Origin of the sequence: Marichromatium purpuratum 984 (assembly GCF_000224005.2) — a bacterium.
Taxonomy (GTDB): domain Bacteria; phylum Pseudomonadota; class Gammaproteobacteria; order Chromatiales; family Chromatiaceae; genus Marichromatium; species Marichromatium purpuratum.
Window position 1 is genome coordinate 2,292,114 of the sequence record NZ_CP007031.1, and the last position, 24,019, is coordinate 2,316,132.

Below are 24,019 nucleotides of genomic sequence, written 5' to 3' on the forward strand. Positions count from 1 at the left end.
GTGAGATATTGGCTCGAGCACGAGGACGACCGCGGTTACCTGCTTCAGCTGCAGATCAAGCAGCTGACCGCCGCATCGGCGCCCCAGGCCTTCGCGGAGGTCCGCCAGCGGATGCGCGTCGTCCACCCCCTGGTGATGGACATGCGTCAGCTCGACTTCATCGACAGCTCCGCGATCGGCGAACTCGTCTTGCTCGCGCGCCAGCTCAAGACGCAAGCGGCCGCATTCGTCATCAGCGGACTCAGCCCGCCGCTCATGGGGCTGATCGAGATGATGCGGCTGAATCAAGTCATGGACTTCAGCCCTGACGTCGACAGGGCCTTCGCCAAGATGGCGACAGACACATCCGGGGCGGACTCGCGTCATGACCGATAGCGCAAAGACACTGCTCGTGCAGATCGACAGTCGGCTGGAGATGGCCTCTCTCGTCGGCACCTGCATCCGCGCACTCTGTCTGGACGCCGGGCTCGACGAGATGGCCGCCTATCAGGTCCAGACCTGCACCATCGAGGCGGTGAACAACGCCATCATCCATGCCTATGGACGCAAATCGGGCCACAGCGTCGAGATCCGCTGGATGCTCGGTGACGCGGGCCTGAGCATCCAGGTCGGCGACCGCGGCAAGGCCATGGCCGAAATGCCCCCAGAGACCGAACCTGATCCGCTGGCCGAGAGCGGACGCGGCTGGTGGATCATGCGCCAATGGATGGACGGCGTCGACTACGAGACGGATGGCACCGGCAACAGGGTCATACTGAGAAAGCTCCTCGTCTGAACCCGCCAGCAGCACGACGCCACTGTCGACAACCGGGACTCACGAACCTGCTCCGCGCGCCGAGATAAACAACTCCACTGATTCAAGAGACACAGCGATCAAACCGCCTGGGTCAGACGCCGAGACGCCCGTGCTCGATCTGTAGCGGTTTCAGCACCTCTCGGATCAGGACGAAACCATCATGCACTTGGTGGCCAGGACATTCCTTGGCGATCTATCGGTGCGGATCGCAACCATCAGGCAACACGTCTCGGCAGGAGATGCGGAAAAGGCCACGGCCGTGGCACAGAAGATCAAAGGTGCCACCGCCCCTGACCCGACCGACCGCACCCCAGGGGTGCCCTGAATGTGCGTACCAGGAGATCAGCATGCGATCGATCGGCACCCTCGCCTTCCTCTCGTCCAAGGCCTTCGCCGCGCATCCACGCCTCGCGGCGCACTGGGCCGCCGCAGTCGCCTCGGCCCGCGCGGACATGGATCAGGATAAGACGGTAAGGACCTTGCGCGCGACCGTCGACTGCAACGGCATCGCACCCGCGCGGGACACGCACCGGGACGATATCCGCGCCCTCGGCATCGAGCAGCTCGAGGAGCTGACGGGAGAACGACCTTGAGCTTTCGCCTCAAGACCATCCTCGGCATCGCGCTCATCGAGAGCATTCTGCTGGTCATCCTCATCGTCAGTGGCCTGAGCTTCCTGCGCGCGTCCAACGAGACCCAGCTCGCTCAACACGCGTTCACCCTGACGCACTTCTTTGCGGCGACCATCAAGGATGCCGTCATCACCACCGACCTGGCGACCATCGAGTCGGCACTGCAAGAGATCCTCGACACCCCGGAAGTGGTCTACGTACGGGTGTACGGCCAGGGCATGGTGCTTGCCGAAGGCGGGGCGCCGAGTGCATTGGAGCACGCCGCCCCCGACCACCATCAACGGCGGGCCGACGACCCGGTGTTCGATGCCAGGGCGGAGATTCGGGTCGGCACGCAGCCGATCGGACAGGTCGAGATGGGCTTCTCGGCCGACCACATCCATACGGTCCTGGCGAGCGCGCAACGCTGGTCCAGCGCCATCGCCGCGATCGAGGTGGTCCTGGTCGCAATCTTCTCCTTCGTCCTGGGGACCATCCTGACGCGTCGACTCCAGCGGCTCCACGACGGCGCGGAGGAGGTGACCCGCCGCGGCCCCGGCCTCCAGATCCCGGTGCAAGGGCGCGATGAGGTCGCCCGCCTGACCCGATCCTTCAACCGCATGTCCGGGCGACTGGCGGAGACCTACGAACAACTCAGCGTCGCGCTCCAGGACTCGCGCGAACTGGCCCGTGCCACGACGCAGGGCGAGGCGAAGAATGCGGCGACGCTGGCGGCCTCGCTCGACGCCATCGTCACCGTCGATGCCGATGGGCGCATCATCGAGTTCAACGGCAACGCCGAGCACATCTTCGGCTATGCCGCACACGAGGCGATCGGTGCCTCGATGTCGGAGCTGCTCATCCCGCCGGCCTACCGCGCGGCACACGAACAGGGCATGGAGCGCTATCTCGCCAGCGGCGTCGGCCGGGTGATCAACCGGCGGATCGAACTCAGCGCGCTGCACAAGGACGGCCACACCTTTCCGATCGAACTCAACATCGCCCCCATCGCGACCGAGGACGACCTGATCTTCACCTCCTTCATCCGCGACATCACCGACCGACAGCGCGTCGAGCAGGAACTCAAGCTCGCCGCCCAGGCGCTGGAGGCCGACGAGGCGATCTTCATCACCAACCGGGACGGCGAGATCCTGCGCATCAACGAGGCCTTCACCCGCATCACCGGCTACTCGGAGGCCGAGGTCCTGGGGCGCAACCCGCGCATCCTCTCCTCCGGGCGGCATGACCGCGCCTTCTATCAGGCGATGTGGGGAAACATCGCGCGGCGAGGCGGCTGGCGCGGCGAACTCTACAACAGGCGCAAGGACGGCACCATCTACCCGGAATCGCTCAGCATCACCGCGGTCAAGGACGCTACGGGCGCAACGACCAACTATGTCGCGCACTTCGTCGACATCACCGAGCGCAAGCGCAACGAGGAGTCGCTCAAGAATGCACGGCGCCAGGCCGAGGCCGCCAGCGAGGCGAAGAGCCGTTTCCTGGCCACCATGAGCCATGAGATCCGTACCCCGCTGAACTCCATCATCAACATGAACAACCTGCTGCTGGAGTCTGACCTGGACGCCGAGCAACGCCAGTTCGCAACCGCGGCGGTCAACGGCGGACAGCTCCTGCTCGCGCTGCTGAACAACGTCCTGGACTTCTCCAAGATCGAGGCGGGCAAGCTGACCCTCGAGCGCCAATGGTTCCGTGCCATCGATATCGTCAACACCGTTGCCTCACTGTTCAGCGCCGAGGCCCAGAGCAAAGGGGTCGAGGTCGTCGTGGTCGCCGCGTCCGGGATACCGTCCGAATACCACGGGGACATCCTGAGGACCAAGCAGGTTCTCACCAACCTGGTCGGCAATGCCGTCAAGTTCACGGACTCGGGCGGCATCAGGATCGGGCTGGATTACCGCCGCTCGACCGACGCGTCTCGGGGGACGCTGCTGCTGGAGGTCGAGGACACCGGCATCGGTATCTCCGAGGCGCAGCAGCGCACCCTGTTCGAAGAGTTCGTGCAGGCTGACAACAGCCCGACCCGACGCTATCAGGGAAGCGGCCTGGGCCTGACGATCAGCCTGCGTCTGATCGAACTGATGGGCGGCCACCTCGAGTGCCGAAGCCGCGAGGGCGAGGGCGCACGCTTCACCGCCGAACTCCCCGTCTCCGGACGGGGCGCTCACGACGCCGACCTCGCCGAGATCCTCGGACATCTGCGCCACCGTACGGTTGACGTGTTCTCGGCAAATCCCGTGCTGCTCAAGGGGATCGTCGAGCAGCTCGAGCGCTACGGCATCGCCAGCCAAGCCTTCGACCGGGCGCCGGACCTCGAGGCGGCGCTACAGCGGCTCGATCCCGAAGACGCGCCCCTGGTGCTCCTGGACACGCCCTCTGGAGCCGCCCAGGCCGCCGACGTCGACTACGTGAAACGACTCCCGAACAGATACCCGCTGCTGCGCTTCGTCCGCCTCGCCCCCATGGGCGAGGTCGGGGCCATCGATGTCTCGAAGCGTCTGGGCTTCCGCTCCGTCGTCCGCAAGCCCGCCCGTCTCTACAGCCTCCTCGCCTATCTGGCCGAGGCCCTGGGAAGCGTGGCGTCCGCAGCCGCGCCCACCACAGAGGCGGCACAGCAGCCCAGAGCCCCAGATCCGCGGGGGACGCGACCGGCGCGCATCCTCCTGGTCGAAGACAGCCCGAGCAACGTCGCGGTCGCAACAGCGATCCTGCAGAAGTCGAAACACGAGGTCGTGGTCGCCTGGAGCGGAGAGGAGGCGATCGAGTGTGCCGAGGAGTCGAGGTTCGACCTCATCCTCATGGACATCTCGATGCCACTGATGGACGGACTCGAGGCGACGCGCCGGATTCGCGCAGGGGACTCGCCGAACCGCGAGACCACGATCATTGCCATGACCGCCAACGCCTTCGCCGAGGACAGGGAACGCTGTTTCAGTGCCGGGATGAACGACTTCCTCTCCAAGCCGATCGACATCGGCAATCTGCGTCGCATGATCGCCAAATGGTTGTCCCTGCAGCCCGCCAGGCGCCCCCCCTCGCCGCCCGAGGATCCCGGCGCTTCGCCCACCGCACTGGGCGTGGAGCCCCCTCTCCCCCATCTCGATCCACGCGTCCTCGATCAGCTCGCCGACAACACCGCCCCGGAGCTGGTGCCCGAACTCATCGGCATGTTCCTGAAAGAGAGCACCGAGCGTGTTGCGACCCTGATCGACCAGCGGATCAGCGAAGATACGGGCCGAATACAAAACGAGGCACATAGCCTGAAGAGCGGCGCGGGCAGCTTTGGCGCACTGCGCCTCCAACGACTGGCACAAGAGATCGAAAAGGCCGCCAAGGAAAAGGATCGCGAGGCGCTCGCAACCAGCTTGCTCGAGCTGCCGAACGTCGCCGAGACAAGCATCGAGCTGCTGCGCCAGGCCTGCGTGCAATGGCGTGAAAAGTCCCCCACTGTTCAGGGCGGGGAGCCATAGCGCCCGTCTCGACACTGTGTTGCGATGAGCGTTTCATCGCCTCACCGACGATCATGGCAACAAGCCGCAGCCCCCTCGAGACACAACCTGTCGCGTCTTGCGATCGGCGCCCGCCATCCGCATTCCGTGCTGATGGAGGGCAGCACGCGCCGCTATCCCCGCACCGACCGGAAGGTGGCTGACGCCGGGTGGAGCGACTGGACAGCGGCCTGGTGCAGGGTTGGTTCTGCACGCCATATGCCCGGAGACAACAAAGCCCTGTTCGTCTGGAACGGACCATCGCAACGTGCGGACACCAGGATGCAAGACAGAACCCGCCCCACCCCGAAGCACCCCACCCGCCCCGCGCGGACCAAGGGCACGAACAGCCGCCGCTATCTCGCCTGGATCGTGCTGCTGGCGGCGCTGCTGCCGGTCCTGCTGGCCTGGCAGGGGCTGATCGAACAGCGCCAACTGATCGCCGATCGGCAGTTTCATCTCCTTAGCCAAGAGATCCGCGAGGCGATCGACGAGCGTCTGCACGACCACGAGCAGATCCTGCTCGGCGGCGCCGGACTCTTCGACGCCAGCGAGGCGGTATCCCGCCAGGAGTGGCGCACCTATGTGGAGCGCCTGCGGCTGACGGAGAATTATCCCGGCATCCTCGGCGTCGGCTACAGTCAGGTCGTCCGTCCCGACCAGTTGGCCGCCCATGTCGCCGCCGTGCGCGCCGAGGGCTTCCCGGACTATCGGCTCAAGCCACCCGGCGAGCGCGCACTCTATACCGCCATCGTCTATCTGGAGCCCTTCTCCGGGCGCAACCTGGCGGCCTTCGGCTACGACATGTTCTCGCAGCAGACCCGGCGCGCGGCCATGCAGTCGGCCGTGGACACCGACGCCACCACCATCTCGGGCAAGGTCCGGCTGGTGCAGGAGACCCACGGCAAGGAGCAGGCCGGCTTCCTCATGTACGTCCCTCTCTACCGGCCCGGTCTGCCCCTGGACACGGCGGCGGAGCGCTGGGCGGCGCTGCGGGGTTTCGTCTACAGCCCCTATCGGGTCGACGACCTCATGGCCGGGATCCTCGGCAAGCGTAGCCTGACGATCGACTTCAGGATCTACGATGGCGATGGCACCGATCCGGACGCTCTCATGTACGACTCCGCCGAGCAGCGCGCCCCGGAACCGAACCCGAGCCACACGGGCCTGCAGCGGATTCAGGCCTACGGCCGCACCTGGACCCTGAGCCTCTACAGTCGATCGGGCTTCGCGGCCGAGACCGACCTGGCGACCATCTGGCTGGTGCTGGGACTGGGTATCGGTATCAGTCTGGCCCTGTTCGCCGTGACCCGGCTGCTGCTGGACCGACGCGCTCAGGCGCTGGCGCTGGCCGAAGAGATGACGGCGCGGCGCCAAGAGTCCGAGGAGCGCTTCCGCTCGGTCTTCCTGCACCTGGGCCAGGGGGTGGTCATCCATGGCGCCGAGGGCCGCATCCTGGATGCCAATCCGGCCGCCCAACGCATCCTCGGCGCCCCCCTGGAGCAGATGCGGGAACTCACCTCGATCGACTCGCTCTGGCAGGTCGTTCGCGAGGACGGACGCGCCTTTTCCAGCACCGATCACCCGGTCATCCAGACCCTGCGTCTCGGCGCACCCGTCACCGGCGTGGTGATGGGGGTCCGTCACGCCCGCGCCACCCCCTGGCGCTGGATCCAGGTCGACGCCTACCCCAGACAGGACGCCTCCGGCGCCGAGGTGTACCAGGTCTATGCGGTTTTTACCGACATCACCGCACGCAGGCGGGCGGAGTTCGCGCTCAGGGACCAATCGCAGCACACCCAGGCCATTCTCGACAATGTGATCGACGGCATCGTCACCGCCGGTCCAGAGGGTACGGTGACCTCCTTCAACCCGGCCGCCGAACGCATCTTCGGCTATACCGCCGCCGAGGTGGTGGGCGGCAACCTCAGCATGCTGATGCCAGAGCCCTATCACAGCGCCCACGACGGCTACATGAACCACTATCTGCGCACCGGGGACGAACGGGTCATCGGCGTCACCCGCGAACTCAAGGGACGACGCAAGGACGGCACCGTCTTCCCCATGGAACTGGCGGTCTCGCGCATCGAGCGCGGCGACCGGCCCTTCTTCATCGGCATGATCCGCGACATCACCGAGCGCAAGCAGCTCGAACGCATGAAGAGCGAGCTGATCTCGACCGTCAGTCACGAGCTGCGCACGCCCGTCACCTCCATCCGCGGCGCGCTCGGACTGGTGGTCGGTCGCTACGCCGAGGCCCTGCCCGAGAAGGTTCGCGCCATGCTCGAGATGGCCGAGCGCAACAGCGCGCGCCTGACCCTGCTCATCGACGACATCCTCGACCTCGAGAAGATCGCCTCCGGGCGCATGCACTTCGATCTCCACCCCACCGACCTCGCCGCCCTCGCCCGCCAGGCAGTGGAGGCCAACGAGGGCTATGCCCGCCAGCTCCAGGTGAAGCTCTCGGGTCGCCTGGAACTCGAGCGCGCGCCTGTGGTGGCCGACGACAATCGCATGCTACAGGTCTTCGCCAACCTCATCTCCAACGCGGTCAAATACTCGCCTCGAGGCGGGGAGGTCCAGATCGGACTGCGGCGTCACGGACAAGGATTCCGCGCCCTGGTCGAGGATCAGGGTCCAGGCATTCCCGACTCCTTCAAGGACCACATCTTCCAGCGCTTCGCCCAGGCCGACAGCTCCGATACCCGCGAAAAGGGCGGAACGGGTCTGGGGCTCTCGATCACCAAGGCGATCCTGGAGCGACACCATGGACACATCGGCTATACCTCAAGGGAAGGCGGGGGCACGACCTTCTACTTCGACCTGCCCGAGTGGAGCGGAGGCCGCGCCGATGTCCCCCCACCGACAAACGAGGATGATCCGAGCCTCAGGAGCACGTCATGACACTGCATATCCTGCACATCGAGGACGAGCCCGACATCCGGCAGATCGTCGAATTCGCGCTGGAGGAGGATTTTCGGCTGACCCAGTGCGCATCCGGGGACGAGGCGCTGGGGGGCGCGCCCGGACTCGCACCGGACCTCATCCTGCTCGACGTCATGATGCCGGGCATGGACGGTCCGAGCACGCTCCAACGGCTGCGGCGGCTACCCCATCTGGCCCAAACCCCGGTCATCTTCATGACCGCCAAGGTCCAGCAGAAAGAGCGCGAGCAGCTCGAGGCACTGGGGGCGCTGGGGGTGATCTCCAAGCCATTCGACCCGATGTGCCTGGGCGATGAGATTCGTGCCCTCCTGGGGCATTCGGCAGCCTGACCTCATCTCTTGTCAAACCATCGTGGAGCCGCTCATGTCGACATCTCAGACGAGCCGAGGCGAGAGACTGCGCCGAATGCGGGAGCGCTTCATCGGGGCACTCCCCGAACGTCTCGAGGAGCTGGAGCGTGTCTGGTCGCATGTGCTCGAGACAGCAGGTCGACCGACCGCCCTGGAGGCATTCCACCGGTCGGTGCACAGCCTGGCAGGGACTGCGGGGACATTCGGGCAACCCGGGCTTGGCGATCAGGCCAGAAAGATCGAGGACGTGCTCGATCGCCTCGGCCGGAGCGAAGAGAAATCCGTCCGGCTGGAGCTGTTCGAGCGCATCAGCGCTCACCTCAAGGCCTTGAGACAGTCCGCCTTGCAGATCAAGCCGGGGGTTCTCGAGACCGCCGCAACGGTCGAGCCGACACGCCTCGAACCGGCTCCGCCGGAGACCGTGGTCGAGGCCCCCTCCTGCCTACTGCTGATCGAAGAGGATCGGGCGAGCGCCGAAGACCTGGTGGAGCAGCTTGGCTACTACGGCTGGAATGTCATCTGGTGCGCGTCATCATCGCGCGCTCGGGAGGTGTTGGAGACGCAGCGGATTCGGGCGGTCGTCTCCGAGTCTTCGACCCTTCCCGAAGGGGGGATATTCGGTCCCCCATCAAGCGCGTCGCCAAGCCGCGCCGGCGCCGGGCTTCCCCTCATCATGGTGTCCAGCCACTGGGGCTGGGACAGCCGTCTGGCCGCGGTACGCAGCGGCGCCGATGCCTGTCTGTCCAAACCGATCGACGTCCATGGACTGGCCGACCTGCTCGACAAGCTGACCTGCACGCGCCCCTCCGATCCCTATCGCGTGCTGATCCTCGACGATTCGGTGCCCCTGGGAGACTACTACGTGGCGGTGCTCAGAGACGCGGGCATGCTCGCACACGCGATCAGCGAGCCGAGCGCATTGCTCGACAGCATCGCCACACTCGAGCCCGAGCTGATCCTGCTGGATCTCTACATGCCCGGCTGCAATGGCATCGAGGCCGCGCGTGTCGTACGGCAGGAAGAACGCTATGCAGGCATCCCCATCGTCTTTCTGTCCGGCGAATCCGATCGCCAGCAGCAACTGTCCGCGATGGGAACGGGCGCCGACGACTTCCTCACCAAGCCCATCCCGGACATCGACCTGGTGAGAGCCGTCCAGCTGCGTGTCTCACGCTTCCGCTCGCTCACCGCACTCATCCGTCAGGACAGCCTGACGGGACTGCTGAACCGTATCGCTTTCGATCTGCATCTCGAGACCGAGGTCGCCCGCTCGAGCAGGAGCAACGCTCCACTTGTACTCGCCATACTCGACATCGATCATTTCAAACGGGTCAACGACACCTATGGCCATCCCGTTGGCGACCGGGTCATCAGAAGTCTGGCGCAGATGCTGCGCAAGCGTCTGCGACGCTACGACGTCACCGGACGCTATGGCGGCGAGGAATTCTCGGTGCTGATGCCCGACACCACGATCGCCGCAGCCGAGAAGGTCATGAACGCCCTGCGCGAGCAATTCGCCCTGTTGCGTCTACCCAACGCAAGCGGCCATTTCCAGTGCACCTTCAGTGCCGGACTCGCCGAACTCGAGGACGATCACTCCAGCATCGTATTGACCTCAACCGCCGATGCGGCGCTCTACCAGGCCAAGCGACTCGGGCGCAATCGCCTCGTGTGCGCCAGCGCGGGCAGCGAGTCAACGACACCGCCTTGGATGCACGAGGCCTGAAACCGATTGTCCTGAGTAGCCGCAGCGTCGCTGTTCATCACCACGCCCACCGAGCAGCACGAATCGGTGTCATTGGACATCGGTCGCGGGCGCTCACATCCCGTCTCCGACATGGAGATTCCTTGGCGCGCGCCAGGGGGCTGTCTGTCCAGGATCTCCGCCAACTCGCCCATTCCGGGGATGCGTCATTGCTCAATGGCTGGCCACCAGGGATCGGAGTCCGAGGGACCTGTGCTCCGGTTGGCCTCGATCCGAGCGATGCATCCCTGTCCGTGTCGACAGACACACCGCTGCACCTCCAGCCGTCACGCCGACCAAATGGATGCTCGGCGCCTGGAGAGAGGGCGAGCATGCGGCAGGCTCATCTCGACAGAGATCGAGCGCAATGGCCGCTGTCATGACCGGAAAGGAATGACCGCTGAAACAGCAAGCAGATCGCAAAAGGGATCACGCATGAATCAAACAGCATCCGACCAGCAGCGACGCGAGGAGCTGTGTCAAGACGCAGCATTGCAACACCTCATGGCAAGAATGCCGCCGAAGATACAGACGAGCTTCTCCGAGGAACAACTCTCCTATCTCAAATTGGCGCTTGTCGGGCGCAAATGGGGCAATCACTCGATCGATTGGCGCGGCACCCTGAAGTTCATCCACTACCGCTATTACTTCGTCATCCTATTGGGCCGCAACCGTCGCGAGCTATCGCGAGGCGAACGTCAGATCGGGCTGTTGTTCCAGGCGGCTTTTCTCGGCATCTTTCTGATCTTCAGCGTCCTAATGGGACTGCTGATGCTCTATCTCGCCAAGTCGGCGGCGGGGGTCGATCTCATTCCCGGGTTTTCCCTTGGGATTTGGGACTGGTTCAAGTCATAGCCTGCCCCGAAGATCCCCTGAGCCTTGTCTCCTCAGAGAAACCGCTGGACCGACGATCAACGCATGGAACGCGATGCGAAAGAGCCCGACACGCCGGTGCTCAGGGAACAAGCGGTCAAGCGGTCAAGTGGATGCGGTCTGGACGTACAGGAGAGGCGCTATCGGGAACGACGCACGCGATTTCACGACCTATGATCGAGGCCGGGATTCGCCGATTGCTTGGGGAGTGAGAACAGGTGCGCCGCCCCACAGACGGGGGCGGCTCGTTGCACGCTGTACAGAAGATGGTGGCTACGCCCTGACTCGAACAGGGGACCCTCGCATTATGAGTGCGATGCTCTAACCAACTGAGCTACGTAGCCTCAAGAGACCGAGAATGTTACAGACCTCGATCCCGAGTGTCAACACTTTTTCAGACGTTGAAACGGAAGTGGATGATGTCACCGTCCTTGACCACGTATTCCTTGCCCTCGGAACGCAGCTTGCCCGCTTCCTTGGCGCCCTGCTCGCCCTTGCAGGCGACGAAGTCCTCGTAGGCGATCACCTCGGCGCGGATGAAGCCGCGCTCGAAGTCGGTGTGGATCACCCCGGCGGCCTGCGGCGCCTTGGCACCGGCGGGAATGGTCCAGGCGCGGGTTTCCTTGGGGCCAGAGGTGAAATAGGTCTCGAGCCCCAGCAGCTGGTAGCCGGCGCGCACCACGCGGTTGAGACCTGGCTCGGCGAGACCCAGCTCGGCGAGGAACTCGTCGCGCTCGTCGTCCTCCAGCTCGACCACCTCGGCCTCGATCGCGGCACACACCGCCACCACCTCGGCCCCCTCGGCGGTGGCGTGAGCACGCACCGCCTCGAGCATGGCGTTGGCCTCGAAGCCGTCCTCGGCGACATTGGCGATGTACATGGTGGGCTTGGCGGTGAGCAGGAAGAGGTCGCGCAGCTCCTGCTGCTCGTCCTCATCGAGTCCCATCGCACGCACCGGCGCGCCGCTGTCGAGCTGTTCGCGCACGCGCTCGAGCAGCGCCTTGCGCGCCAGCACCTGCTTGTCGCCGGTCTTGGCCATGCGCTGGGCGCGGTCGAGGGCGCGATCGACCGACTCGAGGTCGGCGAGCGCCAGTTCGGTGTCGATGACCTCGATATCGCGCAGCGGGTCGACGCCGCCGGCGACGTGCACCACGTCGTCGTCGACGAAGCAGCGCACCACATGGGCGATGGCATCGGTCTCGCGGATGTTGGCGAGGAACTTGTTGCCCAGACCCTCGCCCTTGGAGGCACCGGCCACCAGACCGGCGATGTCGACGAACTGCATGGTGGTCGGCAGGACGCGCTCGGGCTTGGTGATGCCGGCGATCACGTCGAGCCGGGGATCGGGCAGAGGCACCACGCCGACGTTGGGGTCGATGGTGCAGAAGGGATAGTTCTCCGCCGCGATCGAGGCCTTGGTCAGGGCCTTGAAGAGGGTCGACTTACCGACGTTGGGCAGGCCGACGATACCGCATTTGAATCCCATGGCGAGGTCTCGCTGGAAAACCGTTCATTTTACACCAGCGATCAAGGGGATTGAACCGCGATCAGCCGCCAGCCGGGAGGATTGAACCGCGAGGACGCGAAGTGCGCAAAGGAATGGGATATTCAAGACTCCGGCGCCGGCGTTGCGCTCCACTGGAAGCCGGCGGCTGGCGACGGCTGGCGGCCCGGCTCAGCAATCGCTGGCGTCGCGGTTGTAGCGGTCCTCGTAGCGGACGATGTCGTCCTCGCCGAGATAGCTGCCGGACTGCACCTCGATGAGTTCCAGCGGGATGGTGCCGGGGTTCTCGAGACGGTGACGGGTGCCGACGGGGATGTAGGTCGACTGGTTCTCGGTGAGCAGGAAGGTCTCCTCGCCGCATGTCACCCGCGCGGTGCCGGAGACGACGATCCAGTGCTCGGCGCGGTGGTGGTGCATCTGCAGCGAGAGCGACTCGCCCGGCTTCACCGTCAGCCGCTTGACCTGATAGCGTGCGCCCTGGTCGATCGATTCGTAGGCCCCCCAGGGGCGATGCACCCGCTGGTGATGGCGGTACTCGTTGCGCTGGGCGCGGCGCAGCGACTCGGTCACCGCCTTCACATCCTGGGCGTGCGCCTTGTCGGCGACCAACACCGCGTCCGGGGTCTCGACCACGATCAGGTCGTTGACGCCGATGGCCGCGAGCATGCGGTGCTGAGCGATCAGCAAGTTGTCGGCGGCCTCGTGCACGAAAGTGTCGCCGTCGCACACATTGCCCTCGGCATCGCGCGCGCGCACCTCCCACAGCGCCGACCAGGCGCCGACGTCCGACCAACCGACGTCGAGCGGCAGCACCACCGCCGGCACCGATTCGCCCTCGGCGGTGAGACGCTCCATCACCGCATAGTCGATCGAATCGCTCGGACAGGCGGCGAACAGCGCCGGGTCGACGCGCTGGAAGTCGCCGTCATCGCTCACCGCCGCGCAGGCGCGGGTCACCGCCTCGGCGATGTCGGGGCGGAAGCGCTCGATCAGCGCCAGCCAGCGCGAGGCGCGGAGCACGAAGATGCCGCTGTTCCAGAGATAGTCGCCGCTGGCCAGATAGGACTCGGCGGTGGCCGCGTCGGGCTTCTCGACGAAGGCCTCGAGCCGGTAGGCCGCCCCCTCGAGCCCGTCACCGTGATAGGGTTGACCACGACGGATATAGCCATACCCGGTCTCGGGCTTGCCGGGGACGATACCGAAGGTGACCACGGCCCCGTCGCTGGCCAGCGCGAAGGCATCGGAGACTGCGGCGCGGAACCCCGGCTCGTCGGCGATGGTGTGATCGGCCGGCATCACCAACAGCACCGGATCGGCGCCCTCGGCGGTGGCGATGCGCGCGGCCAGGGTCAGCGCCGGGGCAGTGTTGCGGCCCTCGGGTTCGAGCACGATCGCTGCGGCGCGGCGCTCCATGGCGCGGAACTGCTCGGCGACGAGGAAACGATGCGCCTCGTTGCAGACGACGATGGGATCGACCAATCCCGCTCCGTGGCGCGGATGCTCACGCTCGAGTCCGTCGAGACGGCGCACCGTCTCCTGGAGCATGGTGTGCTCGCCGGTGAGCGGCAGGAACTGCTTGGGGTAGGCCTCGCGCGAGAGCGGCCAGAGCCGTGTCCCCGAGCCTCCAGACAGGATGACGGGTTGCAGAAGCATCGACGGGTACCTGTTGCTGAAGTTGAAGGACTTGGCCCGTAGATTACACCAATCCGGGCCAGACCGGGCCAAACCGACGGACGGAGGAAGGAGGTCGCATGAGTCCCGATCCGACACGACTGGGCGCGCTGCTGCGCGAGGTCGCCGCCACCGAGATCCTGCCCCGCTGGGGACGGATCGAGACCGACACCAAGGGCGACGGCAGCCTGGTGACCAGCGCCGACCTGGCGGTGCAGCAACGCCTGACCGAAGCGCTGGCAGCGGAGTATCCAGGCATCCCGCTGCTCGGCGAGGAGATGTCGGAGGCGGCGCAGCAAGCACGCCTGACCGAGTCCCCCGAGGGCGTTTGGGTGCTCGATCCGATCGACGGCACTGGCAACTACGCCTGCGGCTTCCCCGGCTTCGCCATCTCCCTGGCGCTCGTCCGTCACGCCCGGGTGGAACTCGGCGTGGTCCTCGACCCGGTGCGCGACGAGTGCTTCAGCGCGGTGCGCGGCGCCGGAGCGACGCTCGACGGCACCCCGATCGCCCCCTTCGCCCCCGGTCCGGCATTGGGCGACTGCATCGCCATGGTCGACTTCAAGCGCCTGCCGCCGAAGCGCATCCCGGCGCTGCTGCGCCCGGGCGGCTTCCGCTCGCAGCGCAACCTCGGCGCGGTGGCGCTGGAGTGGTGCTGGCTCGCCTGCGGGCGCTACCAGCTCTATCTGCACGGTGGGCAGAAGCTGTGGGACTACGCCGCCGGGCGACTGATCGCACACGAGGCCGGCGTGGCCGCGCGGCTCTACCGTCTCGGCGGCGTCACCCCGGTCGAGACGCTCGATCTCGAACCACGCGTTGCCCTCGCAGCCGCCGATCGGCCACTGCTCGCACTCTGGCACGACTTCGTCGCCCTCCCCTTGATCGAGACCTGAATCCTCAGTAACCGAGGCGTCTCCAGGGCTGGCATCACGCCTCGGCTTGCGTCAGCATTGCCCCTTGGGGACGCGCCCAACCAGCACAGGGCGCGTCCCGGCCCCGAGCTCGGACAGTCACGGAGTCTTTCAGCATGAGCGATCGAGACGACACGCAAGGGCTGGACATGGATCTGGCCAGCGGTATCGCCGCCTTCGAGGCGCGTCAGTTCACCAGCGCAACCAGCCTGCTCGCCCCGCTGGCCGAGGGCGGCAACCCCGAGGCCCAGTACCGGATGGCGATCATGGCGCAAAACGGGCTTGGCATGGCCGCCAACAGCGCACTCGCCTATCGTTATATGCGCGCTGCGGCCGAGAGCGGCCTGGGATTGGCCCAGCACGGGCTGGGGTTCATGTACATGCAGGGCGAATGCGCCGAGCAGAACCACGGCGAGGCGGCGCGCTGGTTCCGCAAGGCCGCCGACCAGGGCCTGGTCGGTTCGATGACCACACTGGCGATGCTCCACGAGGAGGGGCTCGGCGTCGACAAGGACCCGGAGGAGGCCAAGCGGCTCTATCGGCTGGCGGGGTTCGAGGAGCGCGGCTAACAGGGACTGGCGCCCGCGGGCATTGCGCCTTATAATTGTCCGCTGCGTTGCCGGGGTGGCGAAATTGGTAGACGCATCAGACTCAAAATCTGACGGTGGCAACACCGTGCCGGTTCGAGTCCGGCTCCCGGTACCAGACCGATTCCGAAAAAGGCCAGACAGTCGTCTGGCCTTTTTTGCGTGAGCGCCCCGCCGGCGCCTCATCCGTGGACAGCGCGCGAGGGACCCCGTGAGCACCACCGCCACCATCGTCACCGTCCTGCTCTATCTCCTGCACCTGTCGCTGCAGATCGCGGTGCTCGGCCGCGTGCTGCTGCGCCCGCACCGCCAGCCGGCCTCGCGCGTGGCTTGGGTGGTGGTGGTGCTGGTCTTCCCGGTGGTCGGCATGCTCGCCTATCTGTTCTTCGGCGAGGTCGGGATCGGCCGCAGCCGTGTCGCCCGGCTGCGCGCGGTGCTCGCGCGCCTGCCCAGCCCACCGCCCGGCGCGCCAGCGCTGGTACCGGAGCAGCATGCCCACCTGTTCCGGCTCGGCGAGTCGATCTGCAACTACCGCGCCGTCGGCGGCAACCGCGGCCAGCTGATGGCCGACTCCGACAGCACCGTCGAGACCCTGGTGGCGGACATCGACGCCGCACGCGCGCACGTCCATGTGCTCTTCTACATCTGGTTGCCCGACCACAACGGAACCCGGGTGGCCGCCGCCCTGGCCCGCGCCGCGACGCGCGGCGTCACCTGCCGGGCGATGGCCGATGATCTCGGGTCTCGTGCGATGATCCGCTCGCGCCACTGGCGCGCGATGCGCGAGGCCGGGGTACGGCTGGCCACGGCACTGCCCATCGGCAACCCGCTGATGCGTCCGATCAAGGGCCGCATCGATCTGCGCAACCACCGCAAGATCGTCGTCATCGACGACCGCATCACCTACTGCGGCAGCCAGAACTGCGCCGACCCCGAGTTCCGCGTCAAACCGCGCTACGCCCCCTGGGTCGACGCCATGATCCGCTTCGAGGGACCGATCGCCCGCTACAACCTGCACCTCTTCGCCAGCGACTGGATGAGCCATGTCGACGACCCGCTCGACGAGCTGCTCGCCCGACCGCTGCCGCCGGCCCACCCCGACGGCTTCGCCGCGCAGGTGATCGGCACCGGACCGACGGTGCGCTACTCGGCCATGCCCGAGGTGTTCGAGACGCTGATGCACAGCGCGCGGCACGAGCTGGTCATCACCACCCCCTACTACGTCCCCGACGAATCGATGCAGGACGCGCTCTGCGCCGCCGCCCATCGGGGCGTGGCCACCACCCTGATCCTGCCGGCGCGCAACGACTCGCGGATCGTCGGCGCGGCCAGTCGCAGCTACTACGCCGGGCTGCTCGAGGCCGGGGTGCGGATCTTCGAGTTCGTCCCCGGGCTGCTGCACACCAAGTCGCTCACCCTCGATGGCGCGGTGGCGCTGATCGGCTCGGCCAACCTCGACCGCCGCAGCTTCGAACTCAACTACGAGAACAACATCCTCTTCCACGACCCCACGCTCACCGCCGCGCTGCGCGCGCGCCAGCAGGACTATCTCGCCCAGTCGCGCGAGATCACCCGCGCGGCGGTCGCCGACTGGTCGCTGCCGCGCCATCTGGTCAACAACGCCGTGGCGATGTTCGGCCCGGTGCTCTGAGGGCCGACTCAGCGCCCGGTATCGAGTTCAAACATCGGCCGACTGGCCGGGCCGGGCTCGTGGAGTCGGGGGCTGAGCGAGGGCAGGTCGAGCGTCGGCTTGACCTTGAGCGAGAGCAGCGAGGGGTCGAGATAGCGCTTCATCAGCCGTCGCGCGCCCCCGGCGCTGCGCATCCCGCGCAGCGCGCGCACCTGACGCAGCGCCGCCTGGGTCGGCGCCTGGCCGCCGTTGCGGACGTACTGCAACAACACCGCCTCGGTGTAGTTGAGGGTCTCGAGATAGGTCACCCGGCTGTTGGTGCGGTCGACCACGCCCTCGCCGGCGTTATAGGCCATCACTGCACGCCCGTAGTCGTTGTCGTACTTGCTGAGCAAGCGCTTGAGGTGGCGGGTACCGACACGCAGGTTGGTGCGCGCGTCGAACAGCGCCTCGACCGAGCCGATGCCGTAGTCGGCGGCGGTCGCCGGCATCAGCTGCATCAGCCCGACGGCGCCGGCGTGGGAGACGGCATGGGCGTTGAAGTTCGACTCGGCGGCGATCACCGCCAGCACCAGCGCCTCCTCGACCCCGCGGGCCTCGGCGATCTCGGGGACCATCGCCTCGACCTCGGCGCGGCTCGGACGCGGCGCGTCTGGCGCCACCGGCAGCAGACGCTGACCATCGGACACCGAACACCAGCCGGCGAACGGCAGCATCAGCAACAGCACCAACAGCAGCGGCATGGGTGGAACTCCCCCGAGCGGATGATCTCGGCCAAATGGATGCGGCTAGGTTAACAGAGCCCGGACACGCGGGCAGCGTCACGCATCCGGTTACAATGGCCGCCTTTTGCGTCCCGACCCGACACGCCCGATGAACCTCAGCACCCGTCGCGAACTCTTCGAGCGGCTGCGCGCCGCCAACCCCCACCCCACCACCGAGCTGAACTACGCCAGCCCCTTCGAGCTGCTGATCGCCGTACTGCTCTCCGCCCAGGCCACCGACAAGAGCGTCAACCGCGCCACCGCCGGACTCTTCGCCGCTGCCAACACCCCGGCGGCGATGCTCGCCCTCGGCGAGCAGGCGGTGCGCGAGCACATCCGCAGCATCGGCCTGTTCAACACCAAGGCGCGCAACATCATCGCCACCTGCCAACGGCTGATCGAGCACCACGACGGCGAGGTGCCACGCACCCGCCCCGCCCTCGAAGCCCTGCCCGGGGTCGGGCGCAAGACCGCCAACGTCGTCCTCAACACCGCCTTCGGCGAGCCGACCATGGCCGTCGACACCCACATCTTCCGCGTCGCCAACCGCACCGGTCTCGCCCCCGGGCGCACCCCGCTCGCCGTCGAGCACGGCCTGCTCGAACAGGTGCCCGAGCCCTATCTGCACGCCGCCCACCACTGGCTGATCCTCCACGGCCGCTACACCTGCACCGCCCGCGCCCCCCGCTGCCCGACCTGCCCCATCGCCGACCTCTGCGAGTATCCGGAGAAATCGGGAGGGGTGAACCACGAAGGCACGAAGGACGCAAAGGGGGGGTGAGCGGTCAGGCGACAGCGACCAGCGACCAGCCACCAGCGATCAGCCTCCAGCCACCAGTGGGCGCGATCATCCGACGGCAGCGCGGACCCGCACCGGACCCGCACCGTCCACGACCGCACGCCGTCATCACGCATCGGTGTCTTTGCGCACTTCGCGGCTTTGCGGTTCAATTTTCCGGCTGACGGCTGACGGCTGACGGCTGACGGCTGACGGCTGACGGCTGACGGCTGACGGCTGGCGGCTGGCGGCTGGCGGCTGGCGGCTGGCGGCTGGCGGCTGGCGGCTGGCCGACCGCTTCCCTTCACCCTCGTCCTTATGTGAAAGTTATTGGTTGGACCATAAGAGCCAGGACAGACCCCGCCATGTTCTCCGACGATCGACAGAGCTATCGCAGTGCCTTCGTGACCGCCTGGCGCAAGGCCGCCGAGGAGCAGCCGCTCGACCCCACCGAGACGCAGATCGTTGCCGTCGCACGCGCCCACCCCGAGTACCACGCCCTGCTCGAGGCCGGCGACGACGCGCTCGATCGCGACTTCCTCCCCGAACACGGGGAGACCAACCCCTTCCTCCACATGGGGCTGCACATGGCGGTGCTCGACCAGTTGGGCACCGACCAGCCGCGCGGCATTCGCGCGCGCTACCAGACGCTGGTCGCCAGACTCGGCGACACCCACGCCGCCGAGCACCGCGTCATGGAGTGTCTCGCGCAGACGATGTGGCGATTGCAGCGCGAGCCCGGCGCCACTTTCGACGAGACGACCTATCTCGACTGCATCGGCAGGTCGTCCAAGCCCGGCAAGTCGCGAAAATCCCGCAAGTCACGCTGAGCCTTCGCGCGGAGACGCGCCGCTCACCCTCGATTTCCTCGAAATCCATGCGTTGAATTCGCGTTCAACGCAGCCACTCTCTTAATCCCGACCTCAAAGGTCGGATATGACGGTCGTCCCCGGTGCGACAGGCGCCCGACCACCAGCACACGCGACGCTTCACTCACTATCGAGGATCGAGACCATGTCCGACATCAAGACCAAGACCACCCTGACCACCGCCTCCGGCCTGCTCGGCGCCGCCCTGGTTGGCAGCCTCGCCGCCGTCGCCCCGGCCAGCGCCGAGCAGAACCCCTTCGCCGCCACGGTGATGGATAGCGGCTACATGCAGCTCGCCTCGGCCGACGCCGAGGGTAAGTGTGGCGAAGGCAAATGCGGTGGCGACAAGGACAGCGAGGGCAACTGCGGCGGCGACAAGGGCATGGAAGGCAAGTGCGGCGAAGGCAAGTGTGGCGGCGCGAGCTAGCCGATGACCACCGGACCCGCGGGCATCCACGGCGCCGGTCTGGGGCTACGGCGCGAGTTCGTGCGCGCCGTGCTCGACACGCCTCCGGCGGCGGTCGATTTCTATGAAATCGCTCCGGAGAATTGGGTCGGCATGGGCGGGGCCAACGCCCGACGGCTGCGCGCCCTGACCGAGCGTCACCCTTTCGTCTGTCACGGGCTGTCGCTCTCGCTCGGCGGACCGGCGCCGCTCGACCTGGAGCTGGTGCGTGCGATCGGCGACTTCCTCGATGTCCACGACATCGAGATCTACTCCGAGCACCTGAGTTATTGCAGCGACGACGGCCAGCTCTACGACCTGCTGCCGATCCCCTTCACCGAGGCAGCCATCGCTCACGTCGTCGCCCGCATCAGTCGGGTGCAGGACATCCTCGGGCGCCGCATCGCCGTCGAGAACGTCTCCTACTACGCAGCGCCCGGCCAGGAAATGACCGAGATCGACTTCATCGGCGCGGTGCTCGAACGCGCCGATTGCGAGCTGCTGCTCGACGTCAACAACATCCACGTCAATGCCGTCAATCACGGCTACGACGCCCTCGATTTCCTCCGCGCCCTGCCCGGCGAGCGCATCCGCTACGGTCATGTCGCCGGACACTATGTCGCCTCCCCGGAGCTGTGCATCGACACCCACGGCAGCGCGGTGATCGACCCGGTCTGGTCGCTGCTGGCGGCAGCCTACGACCACTTCGGCGTCTTCCCCACCCTGCTCGAGCGCGACTTCAACATCCCACCCCTGGCGCAACTCATCGACGAGGTCGCACAGATCACCACGATCCAGCGCCGCGCCCTGCCGGAGCGCGCCCATGGTTGAGTTCGCCGCCCACCAACAGGCCTTCTGCGCCCACCTGCGCGACCCCGAACGGGCCGACGCGCCGACTGACGTCGCACCCGAGCGGATGCGCGTCTATCGCGAGCTGATCTTCAACAACCTCGACTCACTGCTCGCCGGCAGCTTCCCGGTGCTCCACCGCATCCTCAAGTCGGCGCACTGGCACGCGCTGGTACGCGCCTTTCTCGTCGAACACCGCGCTCGCACGCCATTGTTCCACCGTCTCCCCGGCGAATTCGTCGACTTCCTCGGGCAGCGCCCCACCACCGCCGACGACCCGCCCTTCCTGCTCGAACTGGCGCACTACGAATGGGTCGAGATCGCGCTGCACAACAGCGAAGCCGAGGCCGACCTCGAGGGCATCGACCCCAACGGCGACCTGCTCGCCGCCACGCCGGTACGCAGCCCCCTGGCCTGGTCACTGAGCTATCGCTTTCCCGTCCATCGCATCGCCCCGGATCACCAGCCCGAGACCCCAGCCGCCGAGCCGGTACAACTGGTGGTGCTGCGCGACCGCACCCAGCAAGTGCGCTTCATCGAGATCAACGCCGTCACCCAGCGCCTGCTGCAACGCATCGAGACCACCCCATCGTCGAGCGGACGCGAAGCGCTGCTGGGCATCGCCGCCGAACTGCGCCACCCCGAGCCCGAGCGAGTGATCGAATTCGGCGCCACGACCCTCGCGCGTCTCCGTGCCGAGGGCGTGCTGCTCGGCACCCGTCCCGCCATCACGCCAGTGATCGCGGCCTGAGTCCGGCGAGAAAACGCCGGGCACCGCCCGCCCCCTTCCCCTGCCCGCCCCATCCATGACCAAGCTGTTACACTCAGCCTGGACGGGAGGGCGTGTCTGGCAAGCGCAGCGCCCGGCGCGATTCGGCAGCCAACGCATTCGCGCACGCCTCCGTCATCATCCATGGCCGATGCCGGGCAACAACCTGGAGGAAGGTGACACCATGCCAACTTGGGTTCTGGTCGCTGATACGAGCCGTGCTCGAATCTTCCACGCCGAGAAGGCCGCAAGCCCGATCGAAGAAGTCCACACCCTGGCCTTTCCCGAGGCCCGATTACGCCAGGGGGACCTGAACACCGACCGCGGCGGCCGCGGACACGACCCCAGCACCGGAGGACATGGCATCAACGGTGAAGGCGGACTCAAGCAGGAACACGCCGAGCGCTTCGCCAACCTCATCTGCAACGCCCTCGAGACCGCGCGACTCGAAGGCGCCTTCAAGAAACTCTACGTGATCGCCGCGCCCAGTTTCCTCGGCGTGCTGCGCAAGCAACTGTCGACCTCGCTGCGCCAGCTGGTCGCCGGCGAGGTCGACAAGAACCTCACCACCCAGAGTCCCACCAACATCCGCAAGAACCTGCCCGACTTCCTCTGAACGCGGGTATCCGTCGTTAATCGATAGGGACACTTGAACAGGGCGCACAAGGAGGTGCGCCGCGCCCTCCGGCAGTCGGCTGTGCTACCCTGTAGCACTCTGCAAGACGACACAGCCGGAGCCTGCATATGACCACGCGCGAGTTCGACACCATCGTCATCGGGGCCGGCCCCGGCGGCGAGGGGGCGGCCATGAAGCTGGCCAAGACCGGTCAGCGCATCGCCGTGGTCGAAGCCCATGAGCGCGTCGGCGGCGGCTGCACCCACTGGGGCACCATCCCCAGCAAGGCGCTGCGCCACGCCATCCAGCTGCTCGCCGACTATCGCCGCAACCCGCTGTTCCAGCACACCCAGCACCAGATTGAGGTCGAGTTCCCCGACCTGCTGCGCGCCGCCGATGGCGCCATCGATGATCAGGTCCGCACCCGCTTCCGTTACTACCGGCGCAACCGGGTCGAGGTGGTGTTCGGGCGCGCGGTGTTCCTCGAGCCCGACCTGATCGAGGTGCGCCGCGCGCGCGGCCCGAGCGAGCGGCTGCGCGCCAAGCACTTCGTCATCGCCACCGGCTCGCGCCCCTATCATCCGCCCGACATCGACTTCTCGCACCCCCGGGTGCTCGACAGCGACTCGGTGCTCGGACTGCAGCAGACACCGCGCTCGCTGACGATCTACGGGGCCGGTGTCATCGGTTGCGAGTATGCCTCGATCATGGGCGCACTCGACGTCAAGGTGAACCTGGTCAACACCCGTGACCGCCTGCTCTCCTTCCTCGACGACGAGATCACCGACGCGCTGAGCTATCACCTGCGCCAGCAGGGCGTGGTGATCCGACACGACGAGGTCTACGAGCACGTCGAACCGGAAGCCGACGGCGTGGTACTGCACTGCCGCTCGGGCAAGAAGTTCAAGACCGACTATCTGCTGTGGGCCAACGGGCGCGCCGGCAACACCCAGGACATGGGCCTGGAGGAGATCGGCCTCGCGCCCAACAGTCGCGGCCAGCTCGAGGTCAACGCCAGCTACCAGACCGCACTGGAGCATATCTATGCCGTCGGTGACGTCGCCGGACCACCGGCGTTGGCCAGCGCCAGCTACGACCAGGGTCGTTTCGTCGGCGCCCACATCGCCGACGGCGAGTGCGGCTGGTCGCTGATCGACGAGTTCCCCACCGGCATCTACACCGTCCCCGAGATCAGCTCGGTGGGTCGCACCGAGCGCGAGCTGACCGCCGCGCAGATCCCCTACGAGGTCGCCCAGGCCGACTTCAAGAGCATCGCCCGCGCCCAGATCACCGGCCACACCGTGGGCATGCTCAAGCTGCTATTCCACCGCGAGACGCTGGAGATCCTCGGCATCCACTGTTTCGGCGAGCAGGCCGCGGAGATCGTCCATATCGGACAGGCGATCATGTCGCAGCAAGGCTCGGCCAACAACATCCGCTACTTCACCGAGACCACCTTCAACTACCCGACCATGGCCGAGGCCTATCGCGTCGCCGCCCTCAACGGCCTCAACCGGCTGTTCTGAGCGCCGATCGAGGACGCCGTGACGGACCACGCGCGAGGTGTCGTGTCACGGCCGATCGGGGATGCTTGATAGTTTAGCAAACGCTTATATAATCAAGACCTGATCCGGAACTCGCCGCCCCGTCCACCAGGCGCGGTGCGCAGACGGCAAGAGACGACCGAGGGCGCGTGTCACCGTGCCCTACGAGCGCAGGCGTCAAGCCGCTGACCCGGATCCGGCGCGACGCACGCACAAGAAGATCGACACGACAGGGATGTCCGAGCCAGTCCCGAGG

Annotated in this window: 21 protein-coding genes and 2 tRNA genes; 19 read left to right on the forward strand and 4 right to left on the reverse strand. The window is 66.7% G+C overall.

The features are described 5' to 3' along the window. From MARPU_RS17905 to MARPU_RS10085, 8 genes are all read left to right on the forward strand, one after another. The gene (locus tag MARPU_RS17905) at nucleotides 1-375 is read left to right on the forward strand and encodes an STAS domain-containing protein (protein WP_005224269.1); all 375 of its coding nucleotides are present in this window, start codon (nucleotides 1-3) and stop codon (nucleotides 373-375) included. After that, on the forward strand, nucleotides 365-775 hold the full coding sequence (locus MARPU_RS10055; protein ID WP_005224270.1) for an ATP-binding protein: 411 nt from the start codon (nucleotides 365-367) through the stop codon (nucleotides 773-775). Before MARPU_RS17905 ends, MARPU_RS10055 begins: the two co-directional genes overlap by 11 nt. A 368-nt stretch (nucleotides 776-1,143) precedes the next feature. Next, entirely contained in the window at nucleotides 1,144-1,389 is a 246-nt protein-coding gene (locus MARPU_RS10060) for a hypothetical protein (protein ID WP_005224271.1), read from the forward strand. Nucleotides 1,390-1,631: 242 nt separating this feature from the next. Beyond that, nucleotides 1,632-4,895 carry a PAS domain S-box protein gene (locus MARPU_RS10065; protein WP_156929261.1) on the forward strand — a complete coding sequence of 1,088 codons (3,264 nt, stop codon included), beginning with the start codon at nucleotides 1,632-1,634 and terminating at the stop codon, nucleotides 4,893-4,895. A gap of 300 nt (nucleotides 4,896-5,195) precedes the next feature. After that, nucleotides 5,196-7,817, forward strand: coding sequence for a CHASE domain-containing protein (locus tag MARPU_RS10070; protein WP_005224273.1), 2,622 nt, complete (start codon nucleotides 5,196-5,198; stop codon nucleotides 7,815-7,817). Then, nucleotides 7,814-8,188 carry a response regulator gene (locus tag MARPU_RS10075; protein WP_005224274.1) on the forward strand — a complete coding sequence of 125 codons (375 nt, stop codon included), beginning with the start codon at nucleotides 7,814-7,816 and terminating at the stop codon, nucleotides 8,186-8,188. Before MARPU_RS10070 ends, MARPU_RS10075 begins: the two co-directional genes overlap by 4 nt. A gap of 76 nt (nucleotides 8,189-8,264) precedes the next feature. Next, complete coding sequence (locus MARPU_RS10080; RefSeq protein ID WP_025275269.1) at nucleotides 8,265-9,935, forward strand: diguanylate cyclase; 1,671 nt, start codon at nucleotides 8,265-8,267, stop codon at nucleotides 9,933-9,935. Between the two features lie 453 nt (nucleotides 9,936-10,388). Next, complete coding sequence (locus MARPU_RS10085; protein ID WP_005224276.1) at nucleotides 10,389-10,808, forward strand: hypothetical protein; 420 nt, start codon at nucleotides 10,389-10,391, stop codon at nucleotides 10,806-10,808. A gap of 285 nt (nucleotides 10,809-11,093) precedes the next feature. On the opposite strand, the gene MARPU_RS10090 is transcribed toward MARPU_RS10085, so the two are convergent. The 3 genes from MARPU_RS10090 to MARPU_RS10100 form a co-directional block, all read right to left on the reverse strand. Further along, nucleotides 11,094-11,170, reverse strand: a tRNA-Met gene (locus tag MARPU_RS10090). A 50-nt stretch (nucleotides 11,171-11,220) separates the two neighbouring features. Beyond that, nucleotides 11,221-12,312 (reverse strand): redox-regulated ATPase YchF, encoded by a 1,092-nt coding sequence (gene ychF, locus MARPU_RS10095; protein WP_005224277.1) that lies wholly within the window; start codon nucleotides 12,310-12,312, stop codon nucleotides 11,221-11,223. Between the two features lie 189 nt (nucleotides 12,313-12,501). Next, on the reverse strand, nucleotides 12,502-13,983 hold the full coding sequence (locus MARPU_RS10100) for a mannose-1-phosphate guanylyltransferase/mannose-6-phosphate isomerase (protein ID WP_005224278.1): 1,482 nt from the start codon (nucleotides 13,981-13,983) through the stop codon (nucleotides 12,502-12,504). A gap of 98 nt (nucleotides 13,984-14,081) precedes the next feature. Between MARPU_RS10100 and MARPU_RS10105 the strand changes: the two genes are divergently transcribed. The 4 genes from MARPU_RS10105 (at nucleotide 14,082) to cls (ending at nucleotide 17,150) form a co-directional block, all read left to right on the forward strand. Next, nucleotides 14,082-14,894: an inositol monophosphatase family protein gene (locus MARPU_RS10105; protein ID WP_005224279.1), complete on the forward strand. Its 813-nt coding sequence runs from the start codon at nucleotides 14,082-14,084 to the stop codon at nucleotides 14,892-14,894. A 134-nt stretch (nucleotides 14,895-15,028) separates the two neighbouring features. Next, on the forward strand, nucleotides 15,029-15,481 hold the full coding sequence (locus tag MARPU_RS10110) for a tetratricopeptide repeat protein (RefSeq protein WP_005224280.1): 453 nt from the start codon (nucleotides 15,029-15,031) through the stop codon (nucleotides 15,479-15,481). Between the two features lie 49 nt (nucleotides 15,482-15,530). After that, nucleotides 15,531-15,617: transfer RNA gene (locus tag MARPU_RS10115), tRNA-Leu, on the forward strand. Between the two features lie 93 nt (nucleotides 15,618-15,710). Further along, entirely contained in the window at nucleotides 15,711-17,150 is a 1,440-nt protein-coding gene (gene cls, locus MARPU_RS10120) for a cardiolipin synthase (protein ID WP_005224281.1), read from the forward strand. An 8-nt stretch (nucleotides 17,151-17,158) separates the two neighbouring features. On the opposite strand, the gene MARPU_RS10125 is transcribed toward cls, so the two are convergent. After that, a complete protein-coding gene (locus MARPU_RS10125) occupies nucleotides 17,159-17,872 on the reverse strand; it encodes a lytic transglycosylase domain-containing protein (protein ID WP_005224282.1) in 714 nt (237 codons plus the stop codon). A gap of 130 nt (nucleotides 17,873-18,002) precedes the next feature. Here MARPU_RS10125 and nth point away from each other — a divergent pair, with 130 nt between their 5' ends. The 7 genes from nth (at nucleotide 18,003) to sthA (ending at nucleotide 23,745) form a co-directional block, all read left to right on the forward strand. Continuing rightward, complete coding sequence (nth, locus tag MARPU_RS10130; RefSeq protein ID WP_005224283.1) at nucleotides 18,003-18,674, forward strand: endonuclease III; 672 nt, start codon at nucleotides 18,003-18,005, stop codon at nucleotides 18,672-18,674. Nucleotides 18,675-19,036: 362 nt separating this feature from the next. After that, a complete protein-coding gene (locus MARPU_RS10135) occupies nucleotides 19,037-19,501 on the forward strand; it encodes a DUF1841 family protein (RefSeq protein ID WP_005224284.1) in 465 nt (154 codons plus the stop codon). Nucleotides 19,502-19,685: 184 nt separating this feature from the next. After that, complete coding sequence (locus tag MARPU_RS10140) at nucleotides 19,686-19,967, forward strand: HvfA family oxazolone/thioamide-modified RiPP metallophore (RefSeq protein WP_005224285.1); 282 nt, start codon at nucleotides 19,686-19,688, stop codon at nucleotides 19,965-19,967. Between the two features lie 3 nt (nucleotides 19,968-19,970). Next, nucleotides 19,971-20,816, forward strand: a complete 846-nt coding sequence (locus MARPU_RS10145) for an HvfB family MNIO-type RiPP peptide maturase (RefSeq protein ID WP_005224286.1) — start codon at nucleotides 19,971-19,973, stop codon at nucleotides 20,814-20,816. Further along, entirely contained in the window at nucleotides 20,809-21,585 is a 777-nt protein-coding gene (locus tag MARPU_RS10150) for an HvfC family RiPP maturation protein (RefSeq protein WP_005224287.1), read from the forward strand. The genes MARPU_RS10145 and MARPU_RS10150 overlap by 8 nt, the downstream gene beginning before the upstream one ends. Nucleotides 21,586-21,787: 202 nt before the next feature. After that, a complete protein-coding gene (locus tag MARPU_RS10155) occupies nucleotides 21,788-22,219 on the forward strand; it encodes a host attachment protein (RefSeq protein ID WP_025275270.1) in 432 nt (143 codons plus the stop codon). Between the two features lie 128 nt (nucleotides 22,220-22,347). Continuing rightward, a complete protein-coding gene (gene sthA / locus MARPU_RS10160; RefSeq protein WP_005224289.1) occupies nucleotides 22,348-23,745 on the forward strand; it encodes a Si-specific NAD(P)(+) transhydrogenase in 1,398 nt (465 codons plus the stop codon). Nucleotides 23,746-24,019 lie beyond the last annotated feature (274 nt).

Excerpts from the sequence above, each read along its gene's own strand:
- ychF (WP_005224277.1), bottom strand. The coding sequence starts at position 12,312 with ATGGGATTCAAATGCGGTATCGTCGGCCTGCCCAACGTCGGTAAGTCG.
- MARPU_RS10105 (WP_005224279.1), top strand. The coding sequence starts at position 14,082 with ATGAGTCCCGATCCGACACGACTGGGCGCGCTGCTGCGCGAGGTCGCC.
- MARPU_RS10085 (WP_005224276.1), top strand. The coding sequence starts at position 10,389 with ATGAATCAAACAGCATCCGACCAGCAGCGACGCGAGGAGCTGTGTCAA.
- MARPU_RS10125 (WP_005224282.1), bottom strand. The coding sequence starts at position 17,872 with ATGCCGCTGCTGTTGGTGCTGTTGCTGATGCTGCCGTTCGCCGGCTGG.
- MARPU_RS10060 (WP_005224271.1), top strand. The coding sequence starts at position 1,144 with ATGCGATCGATCGGCACCCTCGCCTTCCTCTCGTCCAAGGCCTTCGCC.
- MARPU_RS10055 (WP_005224270.1), top strand. The coding sequence starts at position 365 with ATGACCGATAGCGCAAAGACACTGCTCGTGCAGATCGACAGTCGGCTG.
- MARPU_RS10140 (WP_005224285.1), top strand. The coding sequence starts at position 19,686 with ATGTCCGACATCAAGACCAAGACCACCCTGACCACCGCCTCCGGCCTG.
- MARPU_RS10110 (WP_005224280.1), top strand. The coding sequence starts at position 15,029 with ATGAGCGATCGAGACGACACGCAAGGGCTGGACATGGATCTGGCCAGC.
- MARPU_RS10150 (WP_005224287.1), top strand. The coding sequence starts at position 20,809 with ATGGTTGAGTTCGCCGCCCACCAACAGGCCTTCTGCGCCCACCTGCGC.
- MARPU_RS10100 (WP_005224278.1), bottom strand. The coding sequence starts at position 13,983 with ATGCTTCTGCAACCCGTCATCCTGTCTGGAGGCTCGGGGACACGGCTC.
- MARPU_RS10075 (WP_005224274.1), top strand. The coding sequence starts at position 7,814 with ATGACACTGCATATCCTGCACATCGAGGACGAGCCCGACATCCGGCAG.
- sthA (WP_005224289.1), top strand. The coding sequence starts at position 22,348 with ATGACCACGCGCGAGTTCGACACCATCGTCATCGGGGCCGGCCCCGGC.
- MARPU_RS10070 (WP_005224273.1), top strand. The coding sequence starts at position 5,196 with ATGCAAGACAGAACCCGCCCCACCCCGAAGCACCCCACCCGCCCCGCG.
- MARPU_RS10080 (WP_025275269.1), top strand. The coding sequence starts at position 8,265 with ATGCGGGAGCGCTTCATCGGGGCACTCCCCGAACGTCTCGAGGAGCTG.
- MARPU_RS10145 (WP_005224286.1), top strand. The coding sequence starts at position 19,971 with ATGACCACCGGACCCGCGGGCATCCACGGCGCCGGTCTGGGGCTACGG.
- MARPU_RS10155 (WP_025275270.1), top strand. The coding sequence starts at position 21,788 with ATGCCAACTTGGGTTCTGGTCGCTGATACGAGCCGTGCTCGAATCTTC.
- nth (WP_005224283.1), top strand. The coding sequence starts at position 18,003 with ATGAACCTCAGCACCCGTCGCGAACTCTTCGAGCGGCTGCGCGCCGCC.
- MARPU_RS10135 (WP_005224284.1), top strand. The coding sequence starts at position 19,037 with ATGTTCTCCGACGATCGACAGAGCTATCGCAGTGCCTTCGTGACCGCC.